This is a genomic window from Chloracidobacterium sp. N, assembly GCF_018304765.1.
GTDB classification, from domain to species: Bacteria; Acidobacteriota; Blastocatellia; order Chloracidobacteriales; family Chloracidobacteriaceae; genus Chloracidobacterium; species Chloracidobacterium aggregatum.
Genome location: NZ_CP072643.1, coordinates 64477 through 80430, shown reverse-complemented (window position 1 = coordinate 80430; position 15954 = coordinate 64477). Strand labels below are relative to the sequence as shown.

The following is a 15954-nucleotide window of genomic DNA, read 5'->3' as shown; positions in this document are numbered from 1 at the left end:
AGTTCAAAAGCAGCAAACGCAGTCGCAGCCAAACGATGTAGCCACTATGTAGCCGGTTTTGGGAAATCGGGCGGGTTTCCGTCCGTCCGTCAGGGGTGACTTCTGCCCTGCAGCCGGCGCGCCAGGGCTTCGGTACGGCGCAAAAGAAAAACGGCGCAAAAGAAAAGCCGGCATCCCTGCCGGCTGTGGGGTCGGACGGGCTGACTCCGACGGACGCTATGCCGCGCCCGGCTCCATCACCCCGTAGCTCCGTTCGATGACGATTTCCGTCTTGCCCGTGGCGTCATCCAGCCCGTGGCTGATGCGCTCCATCCGTTGCAGGTTGGTCAACGTCTCGCTGGAAATCTTTGCCGCCTTGAGCGTCTCGAAGGCCAGCCGTTTTTCGTCCAGCGTCTCCGCCGCCCGGTGCATTTCCAGGGCGCTCCAGAGCAGCTCGTACACTTCCCGGGTTTCCGCCTGATGACGCCGGATAACGTCCGCCGCCAGTTCCGCCGCCGCGTCAATCGCCGCCGCCCTTTTTTCCGGGTCGGTGACGGCTGTGCCGGTGACTTGCGCCATGGCTTTGCGCCGCACCAGTTCCGCCGCGTCCGTCCCATCGCCCCAACCTTCGGCTTTGGCGCGCCGGACAATAGCTGCCTTGTCAATACCGTACCGGGATGCCAGCAGCCCGAAGCTCAATCCGGCTTCCCGTTCCGCACGAATCTGCGCCCATGTGTCACGCGATAGTCTTGGCATAGCTTGTTACCTCGTCAGTCGGTTATGCCACAGCGCACGGCTGTGCGCCGTCTGTAATCGTCTCTGGCGCGTTCTGCGCCGGGATTGTGTGGGTTGCGCCGTCCGTCAGCGCCAGAATCTCGATAAAGGCTTCCAGCTTCGAGACGGCCATAGGCAGGCTTTCACGCGCTTCCTGTTCGAGCTTGTCCAGGTAGCCAGACAGCCGGGCGTCGGCTGTCTTTCGGCGCGCTTCCTGCAACCGCCACTGGAAGGCGGCTTCGGGGCTGCCGGTGACGAACACGGCTGCCAGCCACAGCCACGTCGGGCTGGTACGTGCGTCAATGTAGCCCTCCAGCCCTTCGCCTGCTCCCGGCGGGTTGCTGACGGCTTTGCGCGCCAGCTTCGCCAGGTAGCAGCGTGCGACAGGTTCCGTCTCTGCCCTGAAAGCGGCTTCGATGCATTCGAGTATCGCCTTCCGCCCCCCGGTGTCCCCCCGTACCAGCCGCTTGCCGTCCGGGTCAACGGCAACGTCGTCCAGCGCCCAACTCATGTGCAGCGCCGCCAGCCGGTCCAGGAAGTCTCCGGGAGTGCCGGGTTGCAGGTACGCTTCGAGTTCCTGATGCACAAACTCCGCCGGGTACTTGTGGATGTCCCGGCGTAGCTGTTCGAGAAACAGCCGTAGCGCCGGGTTGGTTTCCATCGCCAGGCAGCCGTCAATCTGCGCCCGTAGCCGCACCAGCGCGTCATCCGGCTGGCTGGCTGCTTCGCCGGGCTGTGTACTTTGCCTTGTAGTGCCTTCAGGCGCATTCTGTGGCGCGTCTGAAGGTGAAGTGTCAACCGCCGGTTCAGCGTGCGTCTGTGCCTGTCTGGATGCGCCCGAAGGCTGTGTGTCCGTCTGGCGGGCGTGCGCCGGGGTTGACGGTGACGTGCCGGACGCCCTGCCGGACGCCTTGCCGGACGCCTGGCGCACCAGGTTGGCGATGCTTCCTTCCACGTCCGGCTCGAACGGCTCGAAGCGCGACTTCGCCGCCGGTGACGATTCACCCGCCGGGAGTGCGCCGGCGTCCGCTTCGCTAGGCAGGGTACTTTGCTTTGTAATGCCGCCGGTGCGGGTTGCGTCATCCGGCGCGTCATTTCCCTTCGGGGTTGGTTCCAGCGCGCCGGATTGCCGCGCATCCGCTTTGCCAGGCTGTGTACTTTGCCCTGTAATGCCACAAGGCGCGTCTTGCGTTATGGCTGTGCAGGTTGGGCCGTCCGGCTGGCTGACGTGCGCCGGGGCAGGCGATGACGCGGCAGGCAGGGCAGGCTTTGCCGCATCGTCGGGCGCGCCTGCCAGCCGTGACTGCTTCCAGTCTTCGTAGGCAGCAATACCGGCTTCCAGCCCGTCGCGTCGTGCGATAGTCGCAATCGCCTTGAGTGTGTCACGTTCAGCCGGATGCGCCGCCAGGCTCCGGCGCATGGCTCTGAGCAGTTCGTTGACGTTTGTGTACATGGCTCCCCCCCTAAAACCCGCACGACGGGCACGCCCACGTGCCGTCCAGGTCAAGTGTCATAGGTGTCCGGTGGTCTTCGCACAGTTCGCCCGCATCGGGCTGAACGTCAGCCGCCTTCGATGAGTGTCCGTCGCTGTCTGACGGATTGGCAGGTTGCTGTGAAGGTTCTGCGCCGGGAACGGTTCTATCAGCCGCGCCTTCGCCGTTGCCCTGTGGCTTACGGCACTTGCACATGTCTATGGTTTCGCCGCACATCAGGCACACCGTCTTGCCCGCATTACGGTTCCGGGCAAGCGCCTCCCGGCGCGCCTCCCCGTCCGCATCCCTGTCAGCGTCTGACGCCGGGGTGGGACGGTGCGGTTCGGATGACGGGCTGCCGGCAGCGTCGTCTGAACCGGACACCCCCTGCACACGACGGGATGAACCGCCCGATAAATGCCTGTCGCTGTCCGACGGGTAGGCGGGTGGCTGTGCCGGCGGCTCTGCGCCGTTGGCATAGGCTGGCTGCGTTTTTTCGTTTCCCCCCCATTCTACACTTCCTACGCTTCCTACGGTTTCCCCGCCGTCACTCATGGCAAGTGGTAGAAGGGTGGGGTTGATGCGCAGAAGGTGGCGTCGTCCATCCTTCTGCACCCAAGCATCGCCATTCTCTTCAAGCTGGTTGGTGGCTGCGAAAAACCGCTTCCCGTCCTTGATCGGGCCGTAGTTCCGGGCATTACGGCAGGTCACGTGGTCGGTCTTGTGGGTTGTGCAGTATTCCCGCAGCCAGCGTTTCAGCCGGGCGGCATCGCTAAGGTCAATCGCGCCGGTGGATTCCTCGAAAAACCGCCGGGCTTCGAGTAGGTACCAGTCCACGATATGCGCCGCCCTCTCGATGTACTCTTCCCCGATGTCTCTGGCGTCCCCCTGCTCGAACATGTGCATCACCGCCGCCAGCCGGGCCGCGTTTTCCGCTGCCTTGGAACCCACGTCCCGGAGTCCCTGCAAGTCATCCAGAAGCCGCCGTTCCGTCCGGTTGGCGTAGTCTTTCCAGCATTCACGCGCCTTCGGGGCAAGGTAGAGTGCCGGTGGTTCCAGTTCCTTTTCTTCGTTCCGTGGAAGCGGCACTTCCAGCAGGTTACGCAACCGCTGGCAGAAGGCGTCCAGCCCCGGAGTCCGGCTTGGCGGGTCTTTGGTGATTCGCGTCCCCTGCGTTGACTTCGGGCAGGAAAGCAGGCAGCGCGCCAGAAAGCCCTGTCCACGCGAAACCGCGCCGTGACCGTCCATAAATTTATGCATCACCGCCGGCTGTACTTGCAGCCCGATAGTCAGCCGCACGTTGCGCACGTGGAAAGATTCCTTGGTACGCCGGTCAACGGAAAAGTCAGCCCCGTCCCAAAGCTGATTCAGCAGCGCAAGGTTGCGCACTACGGTGTCTGTGCTCATTGAGTGTCCGCCGAACACCGCCCCGGCTTCTGAACTTACCAGTCCAGCCGAGGGCCACGAGTGCGTCAGAGAGTAAGCCAGCGCCTCGGTAGTCGCGTCCGAGTACAGCAGCTGTGGGACGGGCGGCTTTTCGGGCTTCTGAAACTCAAGCTCGATAAGCGCCTGCTCGTCGGGGCTCAAATCCAGCCCTGTCCCGTCACGCCCCGCTTTCTGGATTGCCTTGAGCAGCCCTTCCCGCTTGGCTTCCCAGGCGGCCATCCTGGCTCTGTAATCCTTGAGTGCGGGTTCGGCTTTTTTCCCGGCTTCCTGCACGAATTCCCGCAACGGCTTGGTGAAGTATCCATCGCAGGTTGTCTTTCGTTCCCCGGATTCGGCAATCGTCAGCAGGAACAGGCTGATGGGACGGCGCATCATCCGGTTGATTTCCACGTCCGCCAGCCCCTGGACGGCAATGGAAGCCGCCGTCAGCGCCGACGCCGCCACGAGTACCGTGGGCGCTTGGGTGTAATCCTGCACTTCCTGCACAGCCTCCCGGATAAGTTCCGGCAGGGCTTCCACCGGGAAGGGCTGTTCGGGCGGCAACGGGTGTTCATCTGTCAGGCAGACGGCTAACGGCGTGCCGCCGGCATCCTGTCCGGCTATCTCCACCGCCGGGATGGGGCACTCGAAAGCCGCCCGCACGGCGTCCAGCCCGTCCCGCACGTGCAGGTCATTGAAGTCAGCGCCCTTGCCCATACCGGACGGTGGTGCACAAAGGCGCGCTCCGAGCTTTCTTGCGGCTTCAATGGCGTCGCTGTGCGGCTTGCCGCCTTCCCCCAGGTCAGCCGCAATCACCAGTTCGCGCCCCGGACGTTGCAGCGCGCGTCCAACCTTCCCGATGTTGCCCACCGACAGCGCCGCCACGACGGGTTCGCCCAACGCTTCGGCAATGGACAGCGCCGTGGCGACGCCCTCGGCAAGAATAAGCCTGCCGGTTTCCGGCAGCGTCCCCGTTGCCCAATATCCGCCGCTTTTCCGCCCGTCTTTCAGCGCGCTCTTACGTCCCTGCTCGTCAATAAGCTCCACCGTGGAAATCTTGTCGCCGATGACAACGGGTGCGATGAGGATGCGCCCTTCGAGCGGTTCGCCTCCGGCATACGGATGGTAGCGGATAATCTCCCTTATGCGCCCCACGTGCAGTTCGCCCAAGGCGTCGGTTGGCTTGACGCCCTTGCGTACCAGGTAGGGGTGGTCATCGCCAGCCGGACACGCCATCTCGCAGAGAGCATTCGCCTTCTGCGCCGCCCGTTCCGCCGCCCCGTCGTCTTTCTGCCTGGACGCCGGGAGCAGGATGTCGGGCGCAACGCCAGCCGCCAGCGCGTCCCGCACGAAGATGGTGTACCGCACGCCGCCGCGTCTATCCCCACATGTGAGCAGCCAGCCGTCGGGCTTGCGGCTGACGTACGCCCATCCGCTTTGCTTGCCCTTTGTGTGGGTGTCGAAGGTGATGGGTTCGTCGCCTGTTTCGTGCAGGCTTTTGGGTGCGCCCCCAAGCCGCTCCCGGATTACCGGCAGCGCGTCTTCAAGGGAACCCGTTATTTCTATGTGATTCGGCGCCCCGTCCCCCGGCAATTTGCCGGGATTTCGGACGGGCAGGTTGTCAAGTTCGATAGGCTCGGGTAGCCTTGTCATGAAGTTTTTTCCCTTTCCCAGCCCGGCACGGTTGCGCTCCCGTCCGGGCTGAAACTTTCCGGGCACGCCAATACGCGCCCGAAGGGTTGATGCCCTGCCCTACGCCGCGCCGGGCGTCTGGCTGTCTGGTTTGCCTTCGAGTAGTCGTCGGATTTCCGCTACCGGCCACATCAGGCGGCCGTGAACCCGAACCGGACGGAGCGGGCCGTTTTCCAGGCACGCCCACAGGCGCAGCGTCTGTGGACGGCGGCCAAGCAACCGGGCGGCTTCCCCGGTCGGGATTGCCGGTCGGGTTTCGTTTTCAAGTAGGTTCTGCATACTGCACCTCCGTTCGCGCTTACTTGCAATCGTCGAACGGGGGCAGGATGCCGCGTCAGCCCGAATCTGTCGTGGAACACTCGATTATTTTTCGGGCGCGACTTTTCCAGGGCGGGGCTGTCTGTCGTTTAGGGCTTTACGCACGTTGTCGTAGGTAACAACGATGTCGGGGCGGTTGATGGCTATAGTTGCGGCTACCGCCATTGCGTGCTTGATGCGGTCCGTCAGGTCGAACTTGAAAATCCTGGTCAGTATGCCTGCAAAAACCCGGATGGCGTCTGTTTTCTCACCCTTCTGCCGTGAATGTAGGGGCAGCGCGGGTATGTAGTCTTCAGCCGCCATAGCCGCAGCCTCAAGCAGGTCGGCCAAGTCAGGGGCTGAATCCCACGCGCTGCGTACCTCCACGCTTGAGTCCAGCTCGTCGCATACCTTCACGATTGAGTCCGGCTCGTCTCCCAGTATTTGCGGGCGCAGGGTTTCCCATGCGTCAACATCATCGGGGTGAGAAGGGACCGCTATCCTGAGTAGCGCGCGCGTTGAAACCAACTCCTTCGGCATACCAACGTCCAGCGATTCGAGGATTCTGATTTGTCTGGACAGTTCCCTGGCGGCCTTGATGATTTCTTGGCGCAGAAGGCGGGCCTCTTTCAGTCGCAGGCGTATCCTGGTGTGGTTGTGCGCCGCCTCACAGGCCGCAAGGAGAAACATGAACACTTTGCGGTCGTCGAGACCAGACAGCCATCTCCCGTAAAGCTCCTGTCTGTCACGGTCACGTCCGTCGTCATGGCTTCGAGTCAGACGCTCGATGCAGGCTATGTCGTCGCGGATATTGTTGATGTGGGCTTGCAGGCGGTCTTGCATGCGCTTACACGCGCTTTGCACGCTGTGGGGCCTTCTCCCGCGCCTGATGTTGGCTGAGATACCAATCTCAGCCAACCGGATTCTCATGTGTTCCTCACTTCTGCGCCATTCTTCCACAATGGCTTCAACCTTCTGTGCAACGCCAGCCGGAACCCATTTTGGGTATTTCATACGCACTCCCTTCCAGTGCAGTCCCTTCGATGGGGTGTCGCACCGGCGGGCGAAGGGTTCCCGCTGTTCGCCGGGGTGAAGTGTAGGAAGCGTAGGGAGTGTAGAATGGGGGGAAATCAGAAATCGGAGTTTACCTTACCACCCGGAGTTTTGCCGGGTTCGCTTCCGCCGGCGGCTGTTCGATGCCGGCCTGTTCGAGAATCCAGCCTTCGATTCCGGTGTGCCACTTTCGCAGCAGGTCAATCGGGCGGGCGCGATAGTGGCGTTCGGCTGTGGCGCTTGGACGGTGGCCCATAAGTTGGGCTACGACGCCCACGGGGGCTTCCACCCATTCGGAAAGCGTCCCGAACGAACGGCGCAGTCCGTGCAGGCTGACGTGTGGGATGCCTGCCAGCCGGCAGACGCGCTCGACGGCGTGACCGGGGCGGTTGATGGGCGCGCTGGCTTTGTCGGACGCGAACACCCATTCATTCCGCCGTGGCAGTGCCGCCAGCAGACGGGCAACGTAGGGCGTCAATGGAATCACCCGTTCGCCCTCCACCTTGTCGCGGATGGTGAGGGTCAGCCATTGGAAATCCACGGCGTCCCACGTCAGCGCCAGCACTTCGCCGGGGCGCGCGCCGGTCAGCAGCAGGGTTTGCAGGTACGCGGCTACCGTCGGATGTTGCTGGCGTACCTTCTCGAACCACGGCTGAAGCTGCTCCCGTTGCAGGCAGTCGTTTTTGGCTTTGGGCGTCCCCAGGGTTTCGCGCGCCTTGCGGCTGTGGGCCGGGTTTTCGGCGGGTAGCACCTGGGCGAAGTCGGGGCGGGTACGACACCAGTTCAGGAAAGCCTTGAGCAGGCGCAATCCGAGACGGGCTTGCGTTGGGCGATGGGCGTTCCGGGCGGCCCACGCTTCGACGGCTTCGGTCGTGAGACTTGCCAGCGGTTGGTTGAGTAGAGCGTAAAGCGGCCCCGGTTGGGTGACGCCTTCGCCCTTTTTCCGGGGTTCGCCACCTGGGGCGGCTATGCGCAGGTGGTCAAGGTAGTGGCGCTCCCCCCATACGTCCCGGCGTTCGTGGCAGTAGGCGTGCCAGACTTCGAGGGCGCAGACTTCGGCGGCTTCCCGCCGGGTGCGGGCGGCTTCGGCTTCCTGCCGCTGCTTTTCGAGTTCCGCGCGCGGGTCAAGACCACGGTCAACCAGTGACGCCAGCTCCCTTGCCCGCGCGCGGGCGGTTTCGATAGTCCAGTGCGCCGGGCTGCCGATGGTCAGCCGGAGGGTGCGCCGGTTCAGCTTTCCCTCGAAGACGTAAGCGCGGTTTCCGGCCGCGGTCACGCGCAGCGCCAGTCCGGGTACTTCGCTGTCGCGCAGGAAAGCCTGTTCTTTTCCTTCGGGGCAGGTAAAGGACTGCACCCTGCCCGCCGTCAGTCGTGCGCGTGTCATTGCCGATACCTCCATCGGATCACTTTTGCCCCCAGTCCGGGTGTCGGCTACACGAATCCGGGTGTCGGCCGTGTAGCCACTATGTAGCCAGTTTTGGTCAAAACCGTTCAATCCGGTTCAACACCAGTATCACCCACAAACCGCTGGAAAGCAAGGGGTAAGCGTTGATTTTTGTTGAGTTTACGGGGTCAAAATGAACACCGTTCAACGCCCCATGTAAACGGACTGAAAATCCGTGTGTCGGGGGTTCGATTCCCTCCCTAGCCATTTTTCCCAAGTTCGGCAACATTCGCCAGGCATCGCAAACTACTGCAAAAGCAGCAAGTTACAGCCAAGCTCAGTTTCGCCGAAGTTCGCCAAAACCCATTTACACCCGGTCATCGTATGGGTACACTGGAGGTATCAGAAAACCTTGGGTGTATCACTTATGCTAACCAATACGCCATGCCTGCCGGCAGGGCCAACAGACAGGCTCTACAGCCTGTTTGATGGCCGTGGTACGGAGCTTTACCCGGCCGTACCCCCTGCTGATTCCAAGGTGTGGCGGATGAAGTTCAGTACTAACCACCACATACCCTCCTCACCCAACCCGAGGGAATCCGTTACAGTGTTCAGGGCGTTTCCAGTTTCAAAGTGAAGATAACCCTGTGGCTCCTTGTGAAGCGGGTTCTGAGACCGGTGGCCTTAAGGATTTCAGGCCGTAGCAGCTTAACCTGAATTGTGAACAAAAGTCCTAAGCCCCGAGAGTCCCACTTCATGGGGAATCATCCTATTCCAGTTCCAGGCGATCCCATTACTCAGGGAGATTGACAGAGTTAGCAGGTATAATATCTGTGAGGTAGCCATGATCGGGACAAAGAAAACTTATACCGATGCCCAATTTGTATTTGTACCTCCGTCTCCTGTTTTCAAGTTTGTTGTCATCCCTATAGCCTTGCTTTGCATGCTCTCGGCTCCATATTATTACACCAGGGACCTGCCTAATGCTTCTAATGTAGAAGTGATGAGAGGTATCGGCAATTTTATCCAGCTTATTCCAGTGCTATTTCTGGTAAACGTACTATCGGAAATGTTACTTGTTCCTGTTTACGGTATTTTCTTTTCAAGCAAGAAAGGTGATAGGGATTTCGGACAAAGTCTAAGACTCCTTAAACTCTTTTCGGCTGGTACATTCAAAGGCATCTGCCCTTATTGCGGGGCCCCCAACGATGTTACAGCTACCCAAGATGAATTCCGGGGCATTGACTGCCCCAAGTGTAAGAACAGGTTTCTGCTCAGGGACGGCAAGTTCTTTCAACTAGACCCTCCCAGTCCGCTGGATGCGAGGTTTTCAGGGATTAGGAATGGGCTTCGTCTGGTACAGATTGCGAGTGTCACTACCTCTCTTGCGCCAGCTATTTTTATCCTTGGGGTGATTCTGGCTACACTGGCTACACTGGCTCAGGATTCCTTGCGGATTAGCGTCTCCGCTCTTCTTTTACCGGCTTTCAGCGTCATTTTGTTGGTTGTCAGTATGGCAGTGCAAACTGCTGGAATGTGGCAATGTTTACAGGCTCCCGAATGGTCTCCCAGGAACCCCGCCAAGACTTGGATCACCGCTGCAGTGTTTTTGCAGGTGATGACCCTTGTGTTATTGATTGGCAAACTTCTCACCCTGAATCAGTCAAATACCCTCCTGCTGAATGCTCTTTTAGGGATATGCGGTTTTTTATGTCAGTTTACTTTTCTTGTATTCTTGATGAGGTTTTGCAGCTTTACTCAACGGGCTGACCTAAGAGATGAGTTCAGGGGAATCCTTACCAATTTTACAATTTTGACAATCCTGTTTCTCCTTGTACCATTGGCGGAACTTGTACTCCCTGCCAGTTACAAGACTCCCCTGCTCGTCCTGATGGCCCTACTGGCATGGGGTACCTTCATGGGATATTTTTTCAGCCTGAGAGGGCTAAATTCCCACACCAGCCAAGCTCTTGCCACCTATAACCTTGGTGCATTGGGCAGGAACTGATAACACTGACCCCAAGTGAGGTCTATTGGGGATAGCATCTATATCGACGCTTACCCTTCACCTTCCACAGAATCCGATAAACCAGGAGCCAAATCCCAAAAACAAACATTACTTTGTCTGGAATTCTCCTGTTTGCCACATATTTGGTTAGGATCAACATAACACTGTTGATGTTGCCAGTAAGTTGGCACTTTTGAATGTCTGCAATTTTCCCTGGAAAAAAGAAAGCACTTTGCAATGTGTTGTCTTCCGCTTTCCTGTCCGGCGGTAGTGACATGACCGTTCCCGACCAGCCCCATGCCGTTCAGGGCCAAAAAGCCAGTGAACCACGCTTCCGGGACATTGCGTTCGTTGTGAAGCTGCTCAAGCAGCCAGATCGCCTTGGGGAGTTGAAAGGGCGGATTGACCCCACGCGAATCGGCATATCCGGTCACTCCTACGGCGGACTGCCAAGTCAGGTGGTCGCCGGCCAATTCGTGAAGCGGTTTGGCTATGCACTGGCGATACCTGAGTTGCAGGGGGCGTTTATCCTCAGCCCATCGCCTCCACGACCAAGCCAAGGCGACACGAAAGACTCGTTCAGGAACATGCCCATGCCTCTCTTTTCAGTAACCGGGACGGAGGATGAGGCTCCGGGACGCGGGTTTGCCGCTAAAGACCGGAGGGCGCTGTTCGATCACACGTCCAACGTGGACCAATGGCTTCTGATTCTCAACGGTGACACACACTTTACGTTCTCGGGCGAAGAAACACTGTTCCCAGTGGCAAGACTTTTTCCGGGTATGAAGCCGGACCCGAACCTTGCCGCCAATCACGAGATTATTCGCGCGGCAGCAACAGACAGATTTCGCGCCAACACCCAAACCAAAACAGGCAGCAGACGGCGGAGTGCCACCGCTGCACTGGAGCGTCAGCGAGCACGGCTGGGGATTTCCGATCTGACCGGCCGGCAGACTTTGCGTCCTTCTTGTAAGTTCTCCGTCTTTGGGGATGAGCACCAGGTTGGGCTCAGTTTCCAGATTGGAGAACCGTCGTATGAATTCTCAAATGCTCCAGGCCGACTCCCCTCGCACAGTGAGGATTGAGTTACTGGCCCTAGACCTCAACACCTGTACCCGCTGTGTTGGCTCACTGGCAAACATTCAGCAGGCAGTCACCCTTCTGCAGGGGGTTCTGGCAGCAACCGGCACCACAGTGTCCGTCGTTGAACGACTGATTGCGTCAGAAGAACAAGCTCACCAGCATCAGTTTGTGACCTCCCCCACCATCCGTGTCAACGGCAGGGACATTGCCTTGGAGACGGTCGAAAGCCCCTGCGACGCCTGTAGTGACCTGTGTGGTTGTAATGGAAGTGTTGCCTGTCGAGTCTGGCGTTACCGAGGCGCAGAGTACACTGAAGCTCCGGTCGGTATGATTGTCGATGCCCTGCTGGCAGCAATCTACGGTGATACATCCACGGTACTGGCAAAGCTCCAGCCCTACACCGGCGTACCAGACAACCTGAAACAGTTTTTTGCCAGTCAGCAGGTACAGGCAGTTTCTTCGGAAAGCTACGCAAACACGATGACAGCGACAGCGTCCGGTTGCTGTGAGGTCAGCGCACAGGCTACCTGTTGTACAGCAGAAGAGAAGGTATCCTGCTGTGGTGCGCCAACAGCAGCGTCTGCCTCTTGTGGGTGTCAGTAGTTTGACCACCAGATTTGACCACCAGGAGAAGCGGTGATGGAGCAGGATTTGGCAGCACTCTGGCAGATGTTTCACGATCGCCTGTACCAATTCATTCGACAACGGGTGAAAAACCCGGCTGATGCGGATGACATCCTGCAGGACGTGTTTCTCCGAATTCATCACCGCCTCCACACTGTGAGAGAGCGTGAGCGCCTTGTGTCCTGGATGTTTCAGATTGCCCGCCACGCTGTAATTGACCATTACTGCTCTTCTTCGAGGCAGTGGGAAACGGCTGCTGAGCAAGAGATGGCGCTGGCGGCTCACTCTGGTGAGGAAGCTGTTACTACGTTGAATCAGGAACTGGCCACCTGCCTGCAACCGATGCTCAGGGCGTTACCCTCCACCTACCAGGAAGCCCTACGGCTGGTGGAACCGGAGGGTATGACCCAGAAAGCCGCGGCAGAGCGACTGGGGCTTTCTCTTTCCGGCGTAAAGTCACGGGTGCAGCGCAGTCGGCAACAGCTACGGGCAATGCTGTTGCAGTGTTGCGAGATCGAACGCGATCGGCTCGGCAATGTACTTGATTACCGACTGAAACAAGGAGCAAGGTGTGGTCCTCACAAACTGGAAGAAACCCATTGTCCTTGTCAGGAGAGTAAACCATGAACACCTATGCTCAACTCCATACCCACCGAACCAACTTGCTGATTCACTTGATTGCTGTTCCTCCCTTCATCGCAGCTCACTTGGGACTGGTCAGTGCCATCGCCTGGCAGGAGCCTCTGTCAGCCATGGCATGGATCGGTTTGGCCGTTATATCGCTGGGATTGCAGCGCCGAGGGCACGCACTGGAGCCAAAAGCTCCAGCTCCCTTTCAAAACGGCCTGAATTTTGTGACCCGGTTGTACACTGAGCAGTTTTACACCTTTCCAAAGTTCTTGTTTTCAGGAAAATTTCAGGAAAGCTGGTTAGCTGCCTCATCTCAAAATACACAGAAGAGAAAGTGAAATGAATAAACCAATACTTGACAGTGCAGTGCCAATTTTAGCCTCATTGAACATCAGCAGAACTATCCAATTCTACTGTACAGTACTGGGCTTCACAAAAATCCACGAAGAGCCATCAGTTTATGGTATTGTACAGCGGGACTCGGTGAAAATTCACTTCTGGGCTTGTTCGGAAAAGCACATAGCCGAAAATACAGCTTGCCGAATCAAGGTCAAGGGTATCACTTCCCTGTACGACGAATTATGAATCAAGGGTGTTGTTCATGACGATGCCCCCCTGCAGGCTAAACCCTGGGGCACTCACGAATTCGGTATTCTGGATGAAGACGGCAACCTGATCACTTTCTTTGAAACAGTCTCACAGCTTGAGTAAATTTCAAGGTTCTTCATGCAGAGAAACAGCACTATCAGAGGGGAACAGCCAGGAGGTGCCACAGCTATCCGGGCTGTAAACCTGGCAGCTTTTCCCACAGATTTTGAGGCCGACTTGGTTGACCGACTACGCCCAAGATGTACCCGTCGAAGCATTTGTGGTACTGGGATTACAACCTGGTTATCTCCGGAACGTGCAAGGGACAGTCAACTATCGCCCAGCTTTTGATGCTGCTGTCCTGAGTGTGATTGCTTCTATTGTGCAGACACTGCATTGCCGTGCCAGCGTTTGTAGAAGGCTTCTACAATACGCCAAGGCTACTTGTCCTGGAGGCACTGACGAGTAATGGACGACTGAGCAGAGGCGCATTCTTCTGATTCAAAAGAATTGCCGGACAATGTCGGCCACGGTGGTTCAATATGGTTTTCTGACTCGAAGTGGGCTGGTTCATTTTCAACATTCATTGGACTTTCTGACAGCATTGGGCGAATGTCCCGCAAGCGATACGAAAACCTTCTGCATGATGTGAAGCTGTACGAGCACTTCAATCATCACCCATTCCAAGGCTTCGACGTTGACCATCTCATCGCCCATTTCCCTACATTTACCTTGCAATCATGGAATCCCATGCCATGATTGCAAGGATGATTCCCCGACGACTTCTGTCAACGCTGACCGCTGCCCTGGCCGAGGTTCCGGCAGTAGCACTCCTGGGTCCACGCCAGGCAGGCAAGACCACGCTGGCGCTTGCCGTGGCCGATACCCGGCCGTCAGTCTATCTGGACCTTGAATCCGAAGCTGACCGCACCAAACTCGCCGATCCTGAGCTGTACCTGGCCCAGCATGCGGACAAGCTCGTCATCCTCGACGAGATTCAGCGCGCGCCACAGTTGTTCCAGAGCCTGCGCGGGCTGATCGACAAGGGACGGCGGCGCGGACAGGGGCGGGGCCGGTTCCTGGTGCTCGGCTCAGCCTCGATGGACCTGCTCCGGCAGTCGAGCGAGTCGCTCGCCGGACGCATCCGCTACCTGGAGCTTGGTCCGCTGGACGCCGGCGAAGTCGAACCCAGGCAACTGGACGCTCTGTGGCTGCGCGGCGGTTTTCCCGAAAGCCTGCTGGCAGAAAGCGATGCCGTGAGCCTGCGCTGGCGCAGCGATTTCATCCGTACCTACCTCGAACGCGACATCCCACAGCTCGGACCGCGCATCCCGGCAGAAACGCTGCGTCGGCTGTGGACCATGCTGGCCCACAGTCAGGGAGAGCTGCTCAACGCCGCATCACTCGCCCGCGCGCTGGCTGTGGACGGCAAAACGGTGGCCCGCTACCTTGACCTGCTCGTGGACCTGTTGCTGGTGCGGCGGCTTGCGCCCTGGCATGGCAACGTCCGCAAGCGCCTGGTGAAATCACCCAAGGTCTATGTGCGCGACAGCGGACTTGTCCATGCGCTGCTCGGCATTGCCGATGGTGAAGCCCTGCTTGCCCACCCGGTGGCAGGTGCGAGCTGGGAGGGGCTGGCCATCGAAGCGCTGATCGCTGCGGCCCCGCCTGGCACACAGGTATATTTCTTCCGCACGGCGGCCGGTGCGGAGATTGACCTGCTGATTGAGCGCCCCGGCGAGCGCCGGCCATGGGCAATCGAGATCAAGCGTGGGCTGGCGCCAAAGCTTGAGCGTGGGTTTTACGCAGCCCGCGAAACAGTCAAGCCCATCCGCTGCTGCGTCGTGTACAGCGGCCGTGAACGCTTTCCGCTCGCTGAAGGCATCGAAGCTTTCCCACTGCCGGAACTTTGTGCGGAGCTTGCCCGCCCATAAGCAGTTCCGCTTCCCCACAGACGGAAAACCTCTCATGAAGCTGCAAGTGGATCACAGGTGAATCATGCTTATCCTCATGAAAATCATGTTGACACTTCTGTGCCTGGGGATGTTCTTTTACGCATGGAGGGCGATAAAGATTGGCCGCGTATATTGCCAGGGGCAGTGGTATGAACGCTCTGAGCATAGCGCCTGGTTTTGGAGCACCATTGCACTCTACTTACTTGGCCCGCCTGTCATTCTCTATCTGCTTTGGAAGTTTTGAATCCAACCTGTCTGAGAAGTTGTCACCATGATGGAGAACAACTCAACCAGCGTGGCCGCTGCCTTCGAGATGCTGCTGGAAGAAATCGAGGCGGAGATTGATTTCGTAAACCGGGCTGGTGCCCGTGCCTTTGAAGAGCGCGATTATGAAAAGGCAAAAGAAGCTATCGAGCGGGCGGAACAGCTCACGGATTTCCGCGACAAAACCAACGCGCTCCGTCGGGAGTGGGAGAGCCTCTTTACCCGGGAAGAAGATGAGGAAGATACCGAAGCCCAAGCCACACGGCGTAACCTCGGCCGTTTGCGCCGTGGGCAGCGGACGCGCGAAGAAGCCTACTACCGGCCGATTCTCGAAGCCCTGCAAGCCCTGGGTGGTTCGGCTCAGGTGAATGAGGTTCTTGACCATGTGCTTCAGACCATGCAGGGCACGCTGAGGGATGTGGATTTCGAGCCGCTCACCTCTGACCCGGACATGCCGCGCTGGAAGAACACGGCGCAATGGGCGCGTAACACCATGGTCAGGCAAGGACTTCTGCGGAATGACAGCCCCCGTGGGGTCTGGCAAATCAGCGCGGCCGGTGCCCGGTTCCTGCGTGACGGCGGCGGCTAACCGGTCCGGGCCGTTTTGCCCTTTTGCCGATGAGTTCGCCATCAAAAAACAATCCTGCCCGGCCGGTGAAATCCCCGGCTGTGGAAACCAGAACTTCTGGCCATTCCTGAAATGAAGCGTTTGGTGATGGGAGCTGC

The 15954-nt window shown here is 58.8% G+C and carries 14 protein-coding genes, 1 tRNA gene and 1 pseudogene; 9 read left to right on the top strand and 7 right to left on the bottom strand.

Annotated features, from left to right (window positions below):
• Positions 1-216 precede the first annotated feature (216 nt).
• The 6 genes from J8C05_RS11435 to J8C05_RS11410 all read right to left on the bottom strand — a co-directional run bounded on the left by J8C05_RS11435 (position 217) and on the right by J8C05_RS11410 (position 8076).
• On the bottom strand, positions 217-735 hold the full coding sequence (locus tag J8C05_RS11435; RefSeq protein ID WP_211423673.1) for a hypothetical protein: 519 nt from the start codon (positions 733-735) through the stop codon (positions 217-219).
• 22 nt (positions 736-757) lie between these two features.
• Entirely contained in the window at positions 758-2206 is a 1449-nt protein-coding gene (locus tag J8C05_RS11430) for a hypothetical protein (protein ID WP_211423672.1), read from the bottom strand.
• Positions 2207-2216: 10 nt separating this feature from the next.
• A complete protein-coding gene (locus J8C05_RS11425; RefSeq protein ID WP_211423671.1) occupies positions 2217-5303 on the bottom strand; it encodes a DUF3987 domain-containing protein in 3087 nt (1028 codons plus the stop codon).
• A 99-nt stretch (positions 5304-5402) separates the two neighbouring features.
• Positions 5403-5621: a MerR family transcriptional regulator gene (locus tag J8C05_RS11420; protein ID WP_211423670.1), complete on the bottom strand. Its 219-nt coding sequence runs from the start codon at positions 5619-5621 to the stop codon at positions 5403-5405.
• Positions 5622-5705: 84 nt separating this feature from the next.
• Complete coding sequence (locus tag J8C05_RS11415; protein WP_211423669.1) at positions 5706-6653, bottom strand: hypothetical protein; 948 nt, start codon at positions 6651-6653, stop codon at positions 5706-5708.
• Positions 6654-6783: 130 nt separating this feature from the next.
• A complete protein-coding gene (locus J8C05_RS11410; protein ID WP_211423668.1) occupies positions 6784-8076 on the bottom strand; it encodes a tyrosine-type recombinase/integrase in 1293 nt (430 codons plus the stop codon).
• A 173-nt stretch (positions 8077-8249) separates the two neighbouring features.
• On the opposite strand from J8C05_RS11410, the gene J8C05_RS11405 reads away from it, so the two are divergent.
• The 7 genes and pseudogenes from J8C05_RS11405 to J8C05_RS11380 all read left to right on the top strand — a co-directional run bounded on the left by J8C05_RS11405 (position 8250) and on the right by J8C05_RS11380 (position 12759).
• Positions 8250-8343, top strand: a tRNA-OTHER gene (locus tag J8C05_RS11405).
• Between the two features lie 577 nt (positions 8344-8920).
• The gene (locus J8C05_RS11400; RefSeq protein ID WP_211423667.1) at positions 8921-10084 is read left to right on the top strand and encodes a hypothetical protein; all 1164 of its coding nucleotides are present in this window, start codon (positions 8921-8923) and stop codon (positions 10082-10084) included.
• A 197-nt stretch (positions 10085-10281) separates the two neighbouring features.
• Positions 10282-11169: an alpha/beta hydrolase family protein gene (locus tag J8C05_RS11395; protein WP_211423666.1), complete on the top strand. Its 888-nt coding sequence runs from the start codon at positions 10282-10284 to the stop codon at positions 11167-11169.
• Positions 11075-11449, top strand: a pseudogene (locus tag J8C05_RS15745) (DUF2703 domain-containing protein); the annotation flags it as partial. The gene J8C05_RS11395 and the pseudogene J8C05_RS15745, both read left to right, overlap by 95 nt.
• Positions 11450-11494: 45 nt before the next feature.
• Entirely contained in the window at positions 11495-11770 is a 276-nt protein-coding gene (locus J8C05_RS15500) for a hypothetical protein (RefSeq protein ID WP_246840791.1), read from the top strand.
• Positions 11771-11806: 36 nt separating this feature from the next.
• Positions 11807-12418, top strand: a complete 612-nt coding sequence (gene sigZ / locus J8C05_RS11385) for an RNA polymerase sigma factor SigZ (protein ID WP_211423664.1) — start codon at positions 11807-11809, stop codon at positions 12416-12418.
• Positions 12415-12759 carry an Mpo1-like protein gene (locus tag J8C05_RS11380; RefSeq protein WP_211423663.1) on the top strand — a complete coding sequence of 115 codons (345 nt, stop codon included), beginning with the start codon at positions 12415-12417 and terminating at the stop codon, positions 12757-12759. The genes sigZ and J8C05_RS11380 overlap by 4 nt, the downstream gene beginning before the upstream one ends.
• Positions 12760-13585: 826 nt before the next feature.
• Here the strand turns inward: J8C05_RS11380 and J8C05_RS11375 are convergent.
• Positions 13586-13726, bottom strand: a complete 141-nt coding sequence (locus tag J8C05_RS11375; protein WP_211423662.1) for a hypothetical protein — start codon at positions 13724-13726, stop codon at positions 13586-13588.
• 38 nt (positions 13727-13764) lie between these two features.
• On the opposite strand from J8C05_RS11375, the gene J8C05_RS11370 reads away from it, so the two are divergent.
• Complete coding sequence (locus J8C05_RS11370; protein ID WP_459543858.1) at positions 13765-14943, top strand: ATP-binding protein; 1179 nt, start codon at positions 13765-13767, stop codon at positions 14941-14943.
• A 292-nt stretch (positions 14944-15235) separates the two neighbouring features.
• On the top strand, positions 15236-15817 hold the full coding sequence (locus J8C05_RS11365; RefSeq protein ID WP_211423661.1) for a winged helix-turn-helix domain-containing protein: 582 nt from the start codon (positions 15236-15238) through the stop codon (positions 15815-15817).
• Positions 15818-15954 lie beyond the last annotated feature (137 nt).

Excerpts from the sequence above, each read along its gene's own strand:
- J8C05_RS11380 (WP_211423663.1), top strand. The coding sequence starts at position 12,415 with ATGAACACCTATGCTCAACTCCATACCCACCGAACCAACTTGCTGATT.
- sigZ (WP_211423664.1), top strand. The coding sequence starts at position 11,807 with ATGGAGCAGGATTTGGCAGCACTCTGGCAGATGTTTCACGATCGCCTG.
- J8C05_RS11435 (WP_211423673.1), bottom strand. The coding sequence starts at position 735 with ATGCCAAGACTATCGCGTGACACATGGGCGCAGATTCGTGCGGAACGG.
- J8C05_RS11400 (WP_211423667.1), top strand. The coding sequence starts at position 8,921 with ATGATCGGGACAAAGAAAACTTATACCGATGCCCAATTTGTATTTGTA.
- J8C05_RS11375 (WP_211423662.1), bottom strand. The coding sequence starts at position 13,726 with ATGGGCGATGAGATGGTCAACGTCGAAGCCTTGGAATGGGTGATGATT.
- J8C05_RS11395 (WP_211423666.1), top strand. The coding sequence starts at position 10,282 with ATGTCTGCAATTTTCCCTGGAAAAAAGAAAGCACTTTGCAATGTGTTG.
- J8C05_RS11410 (WP_211423668.1), bottom strand. The coding sequence starts at position 8,076 with ATGACACGCGCACGACTGACGGCGGGCAGGGTGCAGTCCTTTACCTGC.
- J8C05_RS11420 (WP_211423670.1), bottom strand. The coding sequence starts at position 5,621 with ATGCAGAACCTACTTGAAAACGAAACCCGACCGGCAATCCCGACCGGG.
- J8C05_RS11425 (WP_211423671.1), bottom strand. The coding sequence starts at position 5,303 with ATGACAAGGCTACCCGAGCCTATCGAACTTGACAACCTGCCCGTCCGA.
- J8C05_RS11365 (WP_211423661.1), top strand. The coding sequence starts at position 15,236 with ATGATGGAGAACAACTCAACCAGCGTGGCCGCTGCCTTCGAGATGCTG.
- J8C05_RS11430 (WP_211423672.1), bottom strand. The coding sequence starts at position 2,206 with ATGTACACAAACGTCAACGAACTGCTCAGAGCCATGCGCCGGAGCCTG.
- J8C05_RS11415 (WP_211423669.1), bottom strand. The coding sequence starts at position 6,653 with ATGAAATACCCAAAATGGGTTCCGGCTGGCGTTGCACAGAAGGTTGAA.
- J8C05_RS11370 (WP_459543858.1), top strand. The coding sequence starts at position 13,765 with ATGATTGCAAGGATGATTCCCCGACGACTTCTGTCAACGCTGACCGCT.
- J8C05_RS15500 (WP_246840791.1), top strand. The coding sequence starts at position 11,495 with ATGATTGTCGATGCCCTGCTGGCAGCAATCTACGGTGATACATCCACG.